We start from the raw sequence: 13,736 nt of genomic DNA on the forward strand, positions 1-13,736 counted from the left end.
GCTGCTCCTACCTGGCCGCGCGACAGAAGCGCCCGAGCGCATCACACGCCGCCATCAGCGACGCATCGTCCAGCGCGTAGGCAATGCGCAGGTAAGGCCCGAGCCCGAAGGCACTGCCATGCACCACGGCGACATCGGCTTCGTCGAGCAGTGCCAGCGCGACATCCTCGTCAGTGGCCAGGTAACGACCACCCGCGGAGGTCTTGCCGATCAGCCCGGCGCAATTGGCAAAGGCATAGAATGCCCCGGCCGGTTGCTCGCAGTGCAGCCCTGGGATCCCATCAATCGCCTTCACCATCAGGTCACGGCGGCGCTGAAACACGTCCCGGCTTTGATGGATGAAATCTTTCGGGCCTACCAGCGCCGCAACCGCCGCCTGTTGAGAGACCGAACACGCACCCGAGGTCTGTTGCCCCTGCAGCTTTTCCATGGCCGCCAGCAGCCAGCGCGGGCCCGTGGCGAAACCGATGCGCCAGCCCGTCATGGCATAGGCCTTGGATACGCCATTCATGGTCAGCGTGCGTTCGGCGAGCCGAGGCTCCACCTGGGCCAGGGTATGGAAGCGCTGATCGTCGAAAATCAGGTGCTCGTAAATGTCATCCGCCAGCACCAATACGTGTGGGTTTGCCAGCAGCACCGCAGCCAAGGCCTGCAGCTCGGCAACGCTGTAGACCGCGCCGGTCGGGTTGGACGGCGAGTTGAGGATCAGCCAGCGGGTGCGCGGCGTGATCGCGGCACCAAGCGCTTCAGGCGTCAGCTTGAAACCGCTGCTGGCCTCACACGTGACGATCACGCTGCGGGCGCCACACAGTTGGACCATCTCCGGGTAGCTGACCCAGTAGGGCGCTGGCACGATGACCTCGTCGCCGGCATTGAGGGTCGCTGCCAAGGCGTTGTAGATCACCTGTTTGCCGCCGCTGGCGACCAATGTGTCCTGCCACTCGACCTGCAAGCCATTCTCGTTGCGGAACTTGGCCGCCACCGCTTCGCGCAGGGCGCGGCTGCCAGCCACTTGTGTGTAGCGCGTATGGCCTTGGTCGATCGCCTGCTTGGCGGCGTCGCGGATGTGCGCCGGTGTGTCGAAGTCTGGCTCGCCCGCGCACAGCGAAATGATCGTGGCCCCCGCCGCGCGGCGTTGGGCAACGCGGTCCATGATGCCGTAGGTGGCCGAGGGGCGGGCGCTGGCCAGGTTCAGGTTCAGGCGCTGGATGCCGCCGTCGGTGTCCTGCTCGCTCATCGGTGGTGCTCCGTATTGATCGCATCAAATTGGCTGTCATGCATCACGTCGGTCACCGAGCGGCCAGCGTGCACGGCATCCACCATGCCGGCCTGGCGGCGGGCGATGCGCTCGGCCAGCTCCAGCACCTGGCCGATGTGGGCCTGGGCGACGAAGACGGTGCCGCAGTTGTCGGCAATCACGTAGTCGTTTTCATCCACTGCTACACCTGCCACCTGGACGGTGCAGGCCGCGTCGACCTGGACCACGCGATTGCGTGCGCTGACCATGGTCACGCCACGGCCGTACACCGGATATCCGATGTCGGCGCTGCCGTCGATGTCGCGGCTGCAACCGTCGATGATGCTGCCGCGCACGTTCCGGGCCACGGCGGCATTGGCCAGAATGTCGCCCCAGCAAGAGATCCCGTCGATGCCGCCGGCGATCACCAGTACGCGGTCATCACTGGCGATCGCTTCGATCACCGGGCTGATCAAGTGCACGGTCGGTGCACGGTCGGTCTTGGCGGCCAGTTGCACAGTGCTGGCGCGGCCGACCACCTTGGGGCAGTGCCATAACGGGCGCAGACCGAACGTGGCGCCAGGCAGGCCGAGGAAGTCGAGGGCGTCGGACACGGTGTTGGTGTCCAGCGCCGCCAGGCGTTGTAGCACGCTGTCTTGGCTCATGGGTGAACCTCTTTGGTGAAGGAAGCATGAGTGTCCGACAGGCTGTTTGATAGGTATATTCCTTATCAAGGATGTTAAACATATGCCCAACCTATGGAACCGCCATGATCAATTTCCGCCTTATCCGCCACCTTTGGCTGTTCCTGGCTGTTGCTGAGGAAAAGAACTTTGGGCGGGCCGCCAAACGCCTGGGCATGACCCAGCCGCCGCTCACCGAGCAGATCCAGATCCTTGAGCAGGCATTGAAGGTCAAGCTGTTCGACCGTTCCCGACGCGGTGCGGCGTTGACCCCGGTGGGCGCCGCCATCCTGCCGGCGGTGCGCAAGTTCGCCCACCAACTCGAACGCCTGGAACTGGCCGTGGAAGAAGCCGTGGCGGGCCATCAGGGCATGGTCACCATCGGTGCCATCTCGTCGGCCATGTTCGACGTGCTGCCGGAGGTGATCGAGCGCTTCAAGCAGGACCACCCTCAGGTCACGGTGTCGGTACGCGAAATCGACAGTGTCGAGGCGGTGCCTTCGCTGGAGGCGGGCGATATCGACCTGGCGTTCGCGAGGCTGGATGGCGACCTGGGCAAGGGCATCGAATGGCGCCCGCTCACCGAGGAGCAATTGATGGTGGCACTGCCGGTTGATCACCCTCTGGCGAACCATAGCGAGATCGCGCTGGCGAGCCTGGCCAGCGAGCCGCTGGTGATGTTCGCGCGCAAGGTCAGCCCCTTGTACTTCGATAACCTGATTGCCACCTGCCGCGCCAACGGGTTTTCGCCTCGAGTGCTGCACGAAGTGCGTTCGGTGGCGTCCCAGATAGCCTTCGTCAGCTGCGGGCAGGGTATCGCCCTGGTGCCGGCGGCCATGAAAAAGCTGGCGCCGGCAAACGTGGTCATACGCCCGCTGGCGCAGCAAGTGAGTGTGGTGACCACCACCTACGCCTGGAATGCCGAGCGCGCCAACCCACTGGTGCAGGCATTGGTAAACCAGCTGAGCGAATGCATTTCATAGGTTTGGCCTATGAAATTGATCGCTGATGAGGAATTTACAGATTGTTGGTGGCCGTCGAGAGTGTGCCTCTCAACTACAAGAGGAGTTTACGGCGTGCCCGAATCCCAATCGTTCCGCCAGTTCGTCCTGCCTTTGAACGTGGAGGGCGTCGACCTTGAACTGTCCACTGTCCACCGCGAGGGCCGTGGGGCGCCGATCCTGTTTCTGCACGGGTTCGGCTCGACCAAGGAAGACTATGCCGGGCTGACACGCCAGCCGGCGTTTGCCGGCCGCCCATTCGTGGCCTACGACGCACCTGGGTGCGGGCAGACCCACTGCAGCGACCTTTCACGTGTTTCGATTCCGCTGCTGCTGGCGACCGCGTTGCAGGTGCTGGAGCACTTCGGTATTCAGCGTTTTCACCTGGTGGGCCACTCGATGGGCGGCCTGACGGCGTTGCTGCTGGCGCATGAATGCCCCGAGCGGGTGATCAGCTTCATCGACATCGAAGGCAATATCGCCCCGGAAGACTGCTTCCTCAGCCGTCAGATCGATGACTACCCGGCCAACGACCCGCAGGTGTTCTTCGACGCGTTCATCGAGCGCACCCGGCACAGCAGTGACCCGGCCAGTGCCTTGTACGCTGTCAGCCTGCCTTACAAAGTGCGGGCAGAGGCCGTGCGGGGGATCTTCAGCTCGATGGTAGAGCTGTCTGACCACGGCGACCTGATGAGCAAGTTCCTCGGCCTGCAGTGCCCACGCATGTTCATGTATGGCGAGCAGAACAGTCACCTGTCTTACCTGGCGGACATTCAGGCGCAGGGTGTCGAGCTGGCCAGCATCCCCGCGTGCGGGCACTTCCCGATGTATTCCAACCCTATCGAAATGTGGCGCCGGATCGCCGGCTTCCACGCGCGTCACGCCGCCTAAGGCTGTCAGCACCCCGGCTTCGCGGGGTGCCATTTCCACCCTAAAGAAACGATGTGCGGCCGCGGCGCTGCGCAGGGGCACCCGTGTGCCCGTTTCAAGCCGCGAATAAAAACAAAGAGGTATTGACCATGCTTGAAGCCATCAATGGTTTTCTATCCGGCAAGGTGCTGATTGTGCTGATCGTAGGGTTGGGCAGCTATTTCACCTGGCGCTCACGTTTTTTGCAGTTTCGTTATTTTTTCCACATGTTTGCGGTGTTCAAGGACAGCCTACGCAAGAGCGGCGGCCAGCTCAGCTCGTTTCAGGCACTGATGCTGAGCCTGGCCGGGCGCGTAGGTGCTGGTAACATTGCCGGTGTCGGCCTGGCAGTGACCCTGGGTGGGCCAGGTGCGGTGTTCTGGATGTGGGTGACCGCGCTGGTGGGCATGGCCAGCAGTTTCTTCGAATGTTCGCTCGGCCAGTTGTACAAGCGCTGCGACGACCATGGGCAGTATCGCGGCGGCCCTTCGTACTACATTCACCATGGCCTGCATCGACCGTGGCTGGCCAAGCTGATGGCGGTTCTGCTGCTGGTGACCTTCGGCTTTGCATTCAACGGGCTGCAATCGCACGCCGTTACCCATTCGTTGCAGAACGCCTTCGGCTTTTCGACGGGCCATAGCGGTATCGTGATCGCTGTCCTGCTTGGGTTGGTATTCATCGGCGGCATCAAGCGCATCGCCGCCGTGTCAGACCTGCTGGTGCCGGTCAAGACGCTGGCCTATATCGGGGTAACGCTCTATGTGATCGTGCTGCAGTTCGAGCACGTGCCCGACATGCTGGCCACCATCTTCAAAAGTGCCTTCGGCCTGGAGCCGGCGTTTGCGGGCCTGGTGGGCAGTGCAATCGTCATGGGCGTGAAGCGCGGCGTGTTCGCCAACGAGGCTGGGCTGGGCAGTGCACCTAACGTCGCGGCGGTGGCCAAGGTCGAACACCCTGCCGCCCAGGGCGTGGTACAGGCGTTCAGTGTGTTTTTCGACACGTTCGTCATCTGTACCTGCACGGCGTTGCTGATTTTGCTGTCGGGCTTCTACACGCCTGGTTTCGAAGGGGATGGCCTTGTGCTGACCCAGGATGCGCTGGCGGCGGTGGTGGGCGACTGGGGGCGGGTATTTATCAGCGTTGCGCTGGCGCTGTTCGTGTTTACCTCGATTCTTTACAACTACTACCTGGGCGAAAACAATTTGCGTTACCTGGCGGGTAACCGACGGTGGCCGATACTGGTGTATCGTGGCGTGGTGCTGTTGCTGATTCTGTGGGGTTCGGTGCAGAACCTGGGCACGGTGTTCGCATTTGCCGACATCACCATGACCTTGCTGGCCCTGGTCAACCTGGTAGCACTGGCGTTGTTGGGCAAGGTGGTGCTGCGCCTGATTGACGATTATGACCAGCAGCGCAAGGCCGGGGTGCAGATACCGGTATTTGATGCTAGCCAGTTCCGCGATCTAGACTTGGACCCACGCGCCTGGCCGGAGGGCGATCAGGTTGCGGCTGAGGGGAGGAGCCAGACGCGTATGCCGCAAGTTTTTTAGCGCCTGTGAGATCGAGCGCCGCCCGCGCGGCGCTTCGCAGCACAAGGCTGCTCCCACATCTGTTTCGGGCCAGTGAGGCCTGTGATATTTGCGCGCGACCGCCTTGTGGATTTAACGCAATATTGCGCCATGCACCAAGACGGTCGCGTGCGTTTGCCCCAGGAATAATTGGCCCGAAACAAACGTAGGAGCGAGCGTTGCTCGCGATGCGCCGCGCGGGCGGCGCTCGATGTCCGCAGCCCCACAAAACGCCAGCCTTGCACCAGGGCCTACAACCCCTACTTAAACCCGGTAACCGCATGCGGCACATACGGTGCTTCCAACCGCGCAACCTCTTCATCAGACAACTGCACCCCCAATGCCGCAATGGCATCGTCAAGATGCCCAGGCTTCGATGCGCCAATAATCGGCGCCGACACGGCGCGGTGCCTGAGCACCCAGGCCAAGGCAACCTGAGCCATGGGTAAGCCACGCTCGCTGGCAATCTGCTCGACCACATCGATCACACGGCCATCCTCGACTTCCGTCCCTGCATAAAACGACTTGCCAGAAACATCGCTGAGCGTGCGCGCGGTTTCCTGGCCCTTGGGCCGGGTCAGCCGGCCACGGGCCAGCGGGCTCCAGGGCATCAGCCCGACGCCCTGGTCCTGGCACAAGGGAATCATCTCTCGCTCTTCTTCCCGGTACAGCAGGTTGAGGTAGTTCTGCATCGACACGAACCGGCTCCAGCCATTGGCCGCTGCGACGTGCTGGGCTTTGGCGAACTGCCAGGCATACATTGAAGACGCACCGATATAGCGTGCCTTGCCGGCCTTGACCACGTCGTGCAGGGCTTCCATGGTTTCTTCGATCGGCGTGTGATAATCCCAGCGGTGAACCTGGTAGAGGTCGACGTAATCCACGCCCAGGCGGGTCAGGCTGGCGTCGATGCTGCTGAGGATTGCCTTGCGTGACAGGCCTTGCTCGTTCGGCTTGCTTGCGCCTTGCCACATGTTCGCCGGGTAGAAGACCTTGGTCGCGATGACGGTGTCTTCACGGCGGGTGAATTCCTTCAGCAATTGGCCCAGGATTACTTCCGATGTACCCGCCGAGTAGCTATTGGCTGTGTCGAAGAAGTTAATGCCTTGCTCTACCGCGTGGCGAATGATCGGGCGGCTCTGTTGCACATCCAGGGTCCAGGGATGGGTACCGGCATCCGGGTCACCGAACGTCATGCACCCCAGGCACAGTCGGGAGATGTCCAGGCCGGTGTTGCCGAGTTTGACGTACTGCATCTGTGAATCCTCTTGGTCAGCATTGCCCAGCGTGTGCAGCCGAGCGATGGAACAAGGTTAGCGGCGCGACGTGAGCGTGCAAATCCCCAGGATGTGCAGGTGATATCTGCAAAAATTCACAAGCGCAGCAGGGGTTTGACCTGCTCGAGCAGAAAATCCGTTACGGCTTTGATGCGGGGGGTGTTGCGCACGTCCTCGTGCACGGCCAGCCAGATTTCGATGCTCATCGACCTGTCGTCCTCGCAGGCTTGCTTGAGCCCGTACTCCTCGGCCATGAAGGCGGGCAGGCAACCCCCACGCCACCGGCCGCAGCCTGGGCCTGGATGCGCAGGTCGTTGCTGTGCAGGGCGAAAGGGCGACCTGCGGCCTGCTCAAGCAGCCAGCGCTGCTGTGGGGATTTCGCCTGAGAGTCGTCGTAGCCGATGTACAGGTGCGGTTGGCGTCGGCGCACGTAGGCCGCCGATGCGTACAGCCTGTATTCGAGATGCCCGAGCAGGCTGGCCACCAGGGTTGGCTCGGTGGGCCTGGCCAAGGTGATTGCCACGTCCGCCTCGCGGCGGGCCAGCGACGCGCGCGACTTGCTGCCGACCAAGGTGAGTTGCAAGGCAGGGTAACGTTTGTACAGTTCGCCCAGCCTACGCGCCACCATGCTGCCCAACAGCGCGGGCGGGGCGGCAATCACGACTTCGCCTTCAACGGCCTGTTGGTCGGCACTGGCGAAGTGCTCCAGCGCAAACGAGGATGCCAGCATCTGCTCGGCAAACTCGCCAACGCGCACGCCCTGCTCGGTCAGGGCGTAAGCCCGGGGGCGGCGGTCCACCAGCTTCAACTGCAGTGAGGCTTCCAGCGAACTGATCCGCCGCGCCACGGTGGCATGGTCAACCCCCAGGCGCTTGGCAGCGGCCGACAGCGAGCCGGCGCTGATAAATGCAGAAAAATGACGCAGGTCTTCCCAATCGAACATGACAGGCCTCTGGTGTGAGGCCCGATGATACGCGGTTTCAGGCGGCTCCCGTCAGCCGGGCGGCGTGTGCCGGTCGTTTCGCAGGCGGGCATGCTGACAGCAGCGCAAGGCTCATCTGTATCACCCAGGCCTCGATTTTCGCGTCATCCACCGGCATTGGCCGACGGCGCATACCTTCGGCGGTGTCTATCAGGGCCAGAATCGCCTCGGCTGCGCTGGCGATATCCCCTACCGTGAAACGCCCCTGTTGCTGGCCGTGTTCGATGATCTGGCACAAAGGCGCTCGTGAACGATTGAGCGCCTGCTCCAGCCACTCACGTTGGCCAGGCTCGACATGGCGTGATTCGTGGCGCAGCAACAACGCCTCAAAGGGATGCGATGCCTGGCGCGCGAGTTGAAACCGCAGGTAGCCGCGCAGGTCGCGGGTGTAGGGCCCTCGGCGCCAGGCTTCGAGGCGCTGCGCGAGAATGTCCAGCAATACATCGAGCAGCAGGTCCTGTTTGCTCGCAACGTGGTGGTAAAGGCTGCCCGGCTGCAGGCCAGCCCGGGCCGCGAGCTGGCGCATGCTCATGGCGCCATAGCCGACTTCTGCCATCAAGCCCTGTGCCACAGTGAGCAGAGGGCTGGGGCACTGTTGCACGTGACGGGCGTCGGGCATAGCTATTCACCCTTGCCTGCGGCGTGCACAAGGGCACGGGCGCGCAGGATCACCGGCGCATCCACCATCTGCCCATCCAGGGTGAACACGCCGGCACCGCCTTCGGCCGCAGCCAACACGCGGTGCGCCCATTCCAATTCGTCGGGCGAAGGTTGCAGGGCGCGATGAATCACGCTGACCTGGCTGGGGTGAATGCACAAGGCCCCGCCAAAGCCCATGTCGCGAGCGAACTGTACGTGCCGCTGCAGGCCAGCGACGTCCTGAATGGCCGGGTGCACGCCATCGAGCGGCGGCGCAAGGCCGGCAGCGCGGCTGTGCAGCAAGACGGCATAGCGCGCATGCCCGAGCACCTGTTCGGCGGCTTCGCTGGCCGTGCGCAGGTTCAGGTCCAGGCCGAGGTCGAGGCTGCCAAAGGACAAGCGTTCGACGCCCTCACAGGCCGCCAGCAAGGGCAGGGCGACCAGCCCACGTGCGCTCTCGATAATTGGCCAGACCGGCTTGCCGGTAGCACGCGCACGCTGCACTTGCTCGACCGTTTCGGCCTTGGGCAGCAGGATGCCACTGACACCGGCATGACGCTGGCACAGCGCAAGGTCAGCCGCGTGCGCCCAATGCTGCGGGGCGTTGACCCGCACCAGCACGCAGGCCTCGGGCTGCTCGGCCAGAAATGCCTGCAGGTTGTCCCGCGCCTGCGCCTTCGCCGCTTCTTCAACGGCGTCTTCCAAATCCACAATCACCCGATCAGCGCCGCTGGCCAGCGCCTTGGCGATACGTTCCGGGCGGCTAGCCGGGACAAACAGGGCAGAGCGCACAATGGCCTGGCTCATTGGCTGGCCTCCAGGCTGAATTCGACTTCTGCGGTTTGCGCAATGCCCGCTTCGGCGGTTGCCCAAAGCTGCGCCTTGCCGCGTTCGAGCAGGCGCCCACCCACCTCGAAGGTGTTCGGCGAAATCAACGGCCGCAAGCCGCGGAAGCTGAATCGGCGTATCTGGGCGGCGGGGTTGGCACGGGCAAAGGCGCGCAGATTGAGCGTGGCAATCAAGGGCCCGTGCACCACCAGCCCCGGGTAGCCTTCGGTTTCGGTGACATAGGGCCAGTCATAATGGATGCGATGGCCATTGAAGGTGACGGCCGAGTAGCGGAACAACAGGGTTGCGTCGGGCGTCACGGTCTCCTGCCAAGCGCCGACGGGTGCCGGCTCGGTACCGCCAAGCTTGGGTGGGGTGGGCTCGCGGTAGACGATGTCCTGTTCTTCGATCAGCGCTTCATGGCCATCCTGGACATACACGTGCCTGACGGTGACAAACAGCAGCGACCCGGTGCGGCCGTGTTTTTCTTCGACGTTGAGAATCGTCGAGTGGCGTGCTACCTGCGCTTCCACCTGTAAAGGGCTGATGAAGGTCAGGCGGCTGCCGGCCCACATCCGGTTGCGGTTGTCTGCTGGCGGCAAGAAACCGCCGCGCGCGGGGTGGCCATCGGCGCCCAGCCCGGTGGCCTCGACGGGGTCCTGGAAGAACGCCCAGTGCCAGAGCAGGGGCAGGGGTTCTCCCGCCGAGGGTGCGGGCTCGCTGAGGGTCGCTGCGAGGCGCTTGACCAGGTTGTGGGTGATGCGATCGTGGCTGGTTTCGCTACGGCCAATCCAGCGGCTGAGGTCGTGTGTTGTCATTGTCGTGGTCCTCGATCATTCAACGCTGAGCCTGAAGGGGTCAGATGACCCCATCGCGGCGCAGTTCCTGTATACGTTCGGCAGACAGCCCAAGCTGGGCGAGGATGCATTCGCTGTGCTCCCCCAAGGCTGGCACCGGGTCCATGCGTGGGCGGTAGGCATTGCTGCTGGCCGGGGGCAGCAGGCTGGGTATGCTGCCGTTTGCCGTGGCTACCTGGCGCCAACGGTCGCGGGCTTGTAACTGCGGGTGCTGCCACACCCCCTGCATGTCGTTGACCCGTGCGTTGGCAATGCTGGCGCTATCAAGGCGCGCAACCACCGTGTCCAAGTCCAGGGCGGCGAACGCCTCGATGATCAGTGCACGCAAAGCCTCACGGTTGGCCACCCGCAGGTAGTTGGCAGAGAACCGCGCATCGTCGGCCAGCGCGGGTTGCAGCAGCACCTGCTCACAGAACAGGCGCCATTCGCGCTCGTTCTGCAAACCGAGCATTACGGTATTGCCATCGCCGGTGGGGAAGGGGCCGTACGGGTAGATGGTCGCGTGCGCCGCGCCGGCGCGTGGCGGCGGGGTCGCGCCTTCGTAGGCGTAGTACAGCGGGTAGTTCATCCACTCCACCAGGCTTTCCAGCATCGACACCTCCACATGGCTGCCTTCGCCGGTGCGGCCACGCAGCAGCAGGGCCGACAACACGCCGGTGTAGGCGTACATGCCGGCCGCGATGTCGGCAATCGAGTTGCCCGCCTTGGCCATCTGCTCGTCACCCGGGCCGCCGGTTACCGATAAAAAGCCGCCTTCGCTCTGAATCAGCAAGTCGTAGGCCTTTTTCTGTTCAAAAGGGCCGCCCGCGCCGTAGCCCGAAATGTCGCAGACGATCAGCGTGGGGAACCGCGCATGCAGCGCCTCGAACGACAGCCCCAGGCGCGCAGCGGCGCCCGGCGCCAGGTTTTGCACCAACACGTCGGCCTGCTCCAGAAGCTGGTCGAGAATGTCGCCGGCGATGTCCTGCTTAAGGTCCAGAGCGAGGCTTTCTTTCGAGCGGTTGGTCCAGACGAAGTGCGAAGCCAGGCCGTTGACCCGTTGATCGTAGCCCCGCGCAAAGTCACCGACCCCCGGCCGTTCGACCTTGATCACGCGCGCGCCAAGGTCCGCCAGTTGGCGGGTGCAGAAGGGCGCAGCAATGGCATGTTCGAGGCTGATGACGGTGATGCCGTCTAGCGGGCGGATTGCCGTAGGCTGGCTCATGATGGTTATCTCTCTTGTCATGGCAGGGCCCCTTGGCGCCTTGGCGACCAGGGGCGGCATCGGTCAGAACGAGCGTGGCAATTCCAGCAGGTGCTCGGCGACGTACGACAGGATCAGGTTGGTCGAGATCGGGGCCACCTGGTACAGGCGCGTCTCACGGAACTTGCGCTCGACGTCATATTCGTTGGCAAAGCCGAAACCGCCGTGGGTTTGCAGGCAGGCGTTGGCGGCTTCCCAACTGGCCTTCGCCGCCAGGTACTTGGCCATGTTGGCCGCGGCGCCGGCGTTCTTGCCGCTGTCGTATTCGGCACAGGCACGCCAGCGCATCAGGTCGGCGGCCTCTATCTCAATGTGCGCCTCGGCGATCGGGAACTGCACGCCCTGGTTCTGCCCGATTGGGCGGCCGAACACCACGCGGTCGCGGGCGTACTGGCTGGACTTTTCGATGAACCAGCGGCCATCGCCGATGCACTCGGCGGCGATCAGCGTGCGCTCGGCGTTGAGGCCGTCGAGGATGTAGCGGAAGCCTTTGCCTTCTTCGCCAATCAGGCTGCTGGCAGGGATTTCCAGGTTGTCGAAGAACAGCTCGTTGGTCTCATGGTTGACCATGTTGGCGATGGGCTGCACGGTCAGGCCGTTGCCGATGGCTTCGCGCAGGTCGACGAGGAAAATCGACATGCCTTCGGATTTTTTCTTCACCTCTGCCAGCGGTGTGGTACGGGCCAGCAGGATCATCAGGTCGGAGTGCTGGATGCGCGAAATCCAGACCTTCTGGCCGTTGATGACGTACTTGTCGCCCTTGCGCACGGCCGTGGTCTTGATCTTGGTGGTGTCGGTGCCGGTGGTGGGCTCGGTGACCCCCATCGACTGCAGGCGTAGTTCGCCACTGGCGAGTTTTGGCAGGTAATAGCCTTTTTGTTCTTCGCTGCCGTTACGCAGCAGCGTGAACATGTTGTACATCTGGCCGTGAATGGTGCCGGAGTTACCCCCGCAACGGTTGACTTCCTCAAGAATCACCGAGGCCTCGGCCAGGCCCAGGCCCGAGCCGCCGTACTCTTCCGGAATCATCGCCGAAAGCCAGCCCGCATCGGTCATGGCCTTGACGAAGGCCTCCGGAAAGCCCTTTTCTTCGTCGATCTTGCGCCAGTATTCGGCAGGGAAATCACCACACAGGGCGCGCACGCCCTCGCGGATGGCGTTGAGTGCTTCGTTGTCGTAGTCGCTCATTATTGTTCTCCAGGCGGCGCAGGCTGGCAGCCTTGTCGTGGCTCGGTTGCCAACCTGCGCCTAACACAGTCAAAGAGGCTGGAAGCCCAGGGCAGCGCGGAAGCGGTTCTTGATGTAGTGGCCGTCACGCGGCGGCAGCACGCGGGGTGGGTTCTCGGCCTTGATCTTGACGGTAGCCAGCTTCACACCTTCGCGGCTGGCGAAGCGTTCGCGCAGGTCATGCACGCCTTCCATGTCGCGAATCTCGCGGGTCCAGCTGAAGCCGCAGGTTTGGGCAACCTGGTCGAGCTTGATGCCGAAACCGGCGTGGCTGACCTGCATGCCGGTCTCGCCGAAGTGGCCGTTGTCCAGCACCACAATGGTCAAATTGGCAGGCTTCTGCAGGGCGACAGTCGCCAGGGCGCCGAAGCCCATCAGCAGCTCGCCATCACCGGTGACGACCACCACCGACTTGTCGGGTTGCGCGTTGGCCAGGCCCAGGCCTACGGTGATGGCACTGCCCATGGCGGCCCACAGGTAATAGTTGCCATCGTGGTCACCGGCAGCCATGACGTCGTAAGACGCCGAACCCAGGCCGGTCACGACCAGTACATCCTGGCGATCAGCGAGCAGGGTACGCACCACCTCACGGCGGCACAGCGTGTGGTTGGCGCTTACTTGACCCATTTCTTTTCTCCGATCAGGCGCTGGCCGAGCAGCAAGGCAGTGGCGGAATCACCATTGAAGGCCATGGTGGCGGCGCCATGCAGCAGTGGCGCAACGTCTTCTGGCACATCGGCACGCCAGGTCATGACCTTCATCAGTTGCAGCGAGGCCTCGGTGGCCTGGCCCATGGGGTTTTGCCAAGCGTTGAACTCGGCCCAGTCACCGCGCATGGTCACCACCATCAGCAGGGGGAAACCCGCGCAGTTCTGCAGGGCCAGGGTGTTGATGCAGTTACCGACGCCGCTGGACTGCATCAACAGTGCACCGCGTTCGCCGCCCAGCCAGGCGCCGGCCAGATAACCAATGCCTTCTTCTTCGGTGGTGAGGACGACGGCCTTGATATCAGGGTCCTGGTACGACATGCGGATCGCGGCCGAATGGCCGGCGTCCGGAACGAACACGACATGCTTGACGTCGTGGGCCTTGAGGACGCGGAAAACGTCTTCTTGCCAGCTTTGTTCAGCTTCTTGCGATGACATGGTTGTCTCCAGTGCTGCTCTTGTTTTGCCTCATCATGCAGGCAACGCGGGGTACCGACGACTACCGTTTTTCTCTTTGAGATATGCCGGCATGGCATAGCTCGCGGAGTGACCGGCCAGGCAAAACGAAGCGGCCC

General features: G+C 63.2%; 13 protein-coding genes and 1 pseudogene. 3 read left to right on the forward strand and 11 right to left on the reverse strand.

What is annotated here, in order from left to right; translation table 11 throughout:
• Positions 1 to 7: 7 nt before the first annotated feature.
• Positions 8 to 1,237: a pyridoxal phosphate-dependent aminotransferase gene (locus GIB19_RS09240; protein ID WP_274885273.1), complete on the reverse strand. Its 1,230-nt coding sequence runs from the start codon at positions 1,235 to 1,237 to the stop codon at positions 8 to 10.
• Positions 1,234 to 1,902, reverse strand: a complete 669-nt coding sequence (locus GIB19_RS09245) for an RraA family protein (protein WP_274885274.1) — start codon at positions 1,900 to 1,902, stop codon at positions 1,234 to 1,236. Before GIB19_RS09245 ends, GIB19_RS09240 begins: the two co-directional genes overlap by 4 nt.
• Positions 1,903 to 2,006: 104 nt before the next feature.
• On the opposite strand from GIB19_RS09245, the gene GIB19_RS09250 reads away from it, so the two are divergent.
• From GIB19_RS09250 to GIB19_RS09260, 3 genes are all read left to right on the forward strand, one after another.
• Positions 2,007 to 2,903 (forward strand): LysR family transcriptional regulator, encoded by an 897-nt coding sequence (locus GIB19_RS09250; protein WP_274885275.1) that lies wholly within the window; start codon positions 2,007 to 2,009, stop codon positions 2,901 to 2,903.
• A 93-nt stretch (positions 2,904 to 2,996) separates the two neighbouring features.
• On the forward strand, positions 2,997 to 3,812 hold the full coding sequence (locus GIB19_RS09255; protein WP_274885276.1) for an alpha/beta fold hydrolase: 816 nt from the start codon (positions 2,997 to 2,999) through the stop codon (positions 3,810 to 3,812).
• Between the two features lie 128 nt (positions 3,813 to 3,940).
• A complete protein-coding gene (locus tag GIB19_RS09260; protein WP_274885278.1) occupies positions 3,941 to 5,383 on the forward strand; it encodes an alanine/glycine:cation symporter family protein in 1,443 nt (480 codons plus the stop codon).
• Positions 5,384 to 5,661: 278 nt separating this feature from the next.
• Here the strand turns inward: GIB19_RS09260 and GIB19_RS09265 are convergent, their stop codons facing one another.
• The 9 genes and pseudogenes from GIB19_RS09265 to GIB19_RS09305 form a co-directional block, all read right to left on the reverse strand.
• Complete coding sequence (locus tag GIB19_RS09265) at positions 5,662 to 6,657, reverse strand: aldo/keto reductase (RefSeq protein ID WP_186702758.1); 996 nt, start codon at positions 6,655 to 6,657, stop codon at positions 5,662 to 5,664.
• A 116-nt stretch (positions 6,658 to 6,773) separates the two neighbouring features.
• Positions 6,774 to 7,621: pseudogene (locus GIB19_RS09270) on the reverse strand (LysR family transcriptional regulator).
• A gap of 37 nt (positions 7,622 to 7,658) precedes the next feature.
• Positions 7,659 to 8,279 carry a TetR/AcrR family transcriptional regulator gene (locus tag GIB19_RS09275; protein WP_274885280.1) on the reverse strand — a complete coding sequence of 207 codons (621 nt, stop codon included), beginning with the start codon at positions 8,277 to 8,279 and terminating at the stop codon, positions 7,659 to 7,661.
• A 2-nt stretch (positions 8,280 to 8,281) separates the two neighbouring features.
• Positions 8,282 to 9,106, reverse strand: a complete 825-nt coding sequence (locus GIB19_RS09280) for an HpcH/HpaI aldolase/citrate lyase family protein (RefSeq protein WP_265967648.1) — start codon at positions 9,104 to 9,106, stop codon at positions 8,282 to 8,284.
• Positions 9,103 to 9,945: an FAS1-like dehydratase domain-containing protein gene (locus GIB19_RS09285; RefSeq protein WP_274885281.1), complete on the reverse strand. Its 843-nt coding sequence runs from the start codon at positions 9,943 to 9,945 to the stop codon at positions 9,103 to 9,105. Before GIB19_RS09285 ends, GIB19_RS09280 begins: the two co-directional genes overlap by 4 nt.
• A gap of 40 nt (positions 9,946 to 9,985) precedes the next feature.
• Positions 9,986 to 11,188, reverse strand: coding sequence for a CaiB/BaiF CoA transferase family protein (locus GIB19_RS09290; protein WP_027593334.1), 1,203 nt, complete (start codon positions 11,186 to 11,188; stop codon positions 9,986 to 9,988).
• A gap of 63 nt (positions 11,189 to 11,251) precedes the next feature.
• Positions 11,252 to 12,415 (reverse strand): acyl-CoA dehydrogenase family protein, encoded by a 1,164-nt coding sequence (locus GIB19_RS09295; protein ID WP_274885283.1) that lies wholly within the window; start codon positions 12,413 to 12,415, stop codon positions 11,252 to 11,254.
• Between the two features lie 69 nt (positions 12,416 to 12,484).
• Positions 12,485 to 13,081 carry a thiamine pyrophosphate-dependent enzyme gene (locus tag GIB19_RS09300; protein ID WP_027593332.1) on the reverse strand — a complete coding sequence of 199 codons (597 nt, stop codon included), beginning with the start codon at positions 13,079 to 13,081 and terminating at the stop codon, positions 12,485 to 12,487.
• Positions 13,069 to 13,599 carry a thiamine pyrophosphate-binding protein gene (locus GIB19_RS09305; RefSeq protein WP_027593331.1) on the reverse strand — a complete coding sequence of 177 codons (531 nt, stop codon included), beginning with the start codon at positions 13,597 to 13,599 and terminating at the stop codon, positions 13,069 to 13,071. The genes GIB19_RS09300 and GIB19_RS09305 overlap by 13 nt, the downstream gene beginning before the upstream one ends.
• Positions 13,600 to 13,736 lie beyond the last annotated feature (137 nt).

Origin of the sequence: Pseudomonas sp. ITEM 17296 (assembly GCF_028895205.1) — a bacterium.
GTDB classification, from domain to species: Bacteria; Pseudomonadota; Gammaproteobacteria; order Pseudomonadales; family Pseudomonadaceae; genus Aquipseudomonas; species Aquipseudomonas kermanshahensis.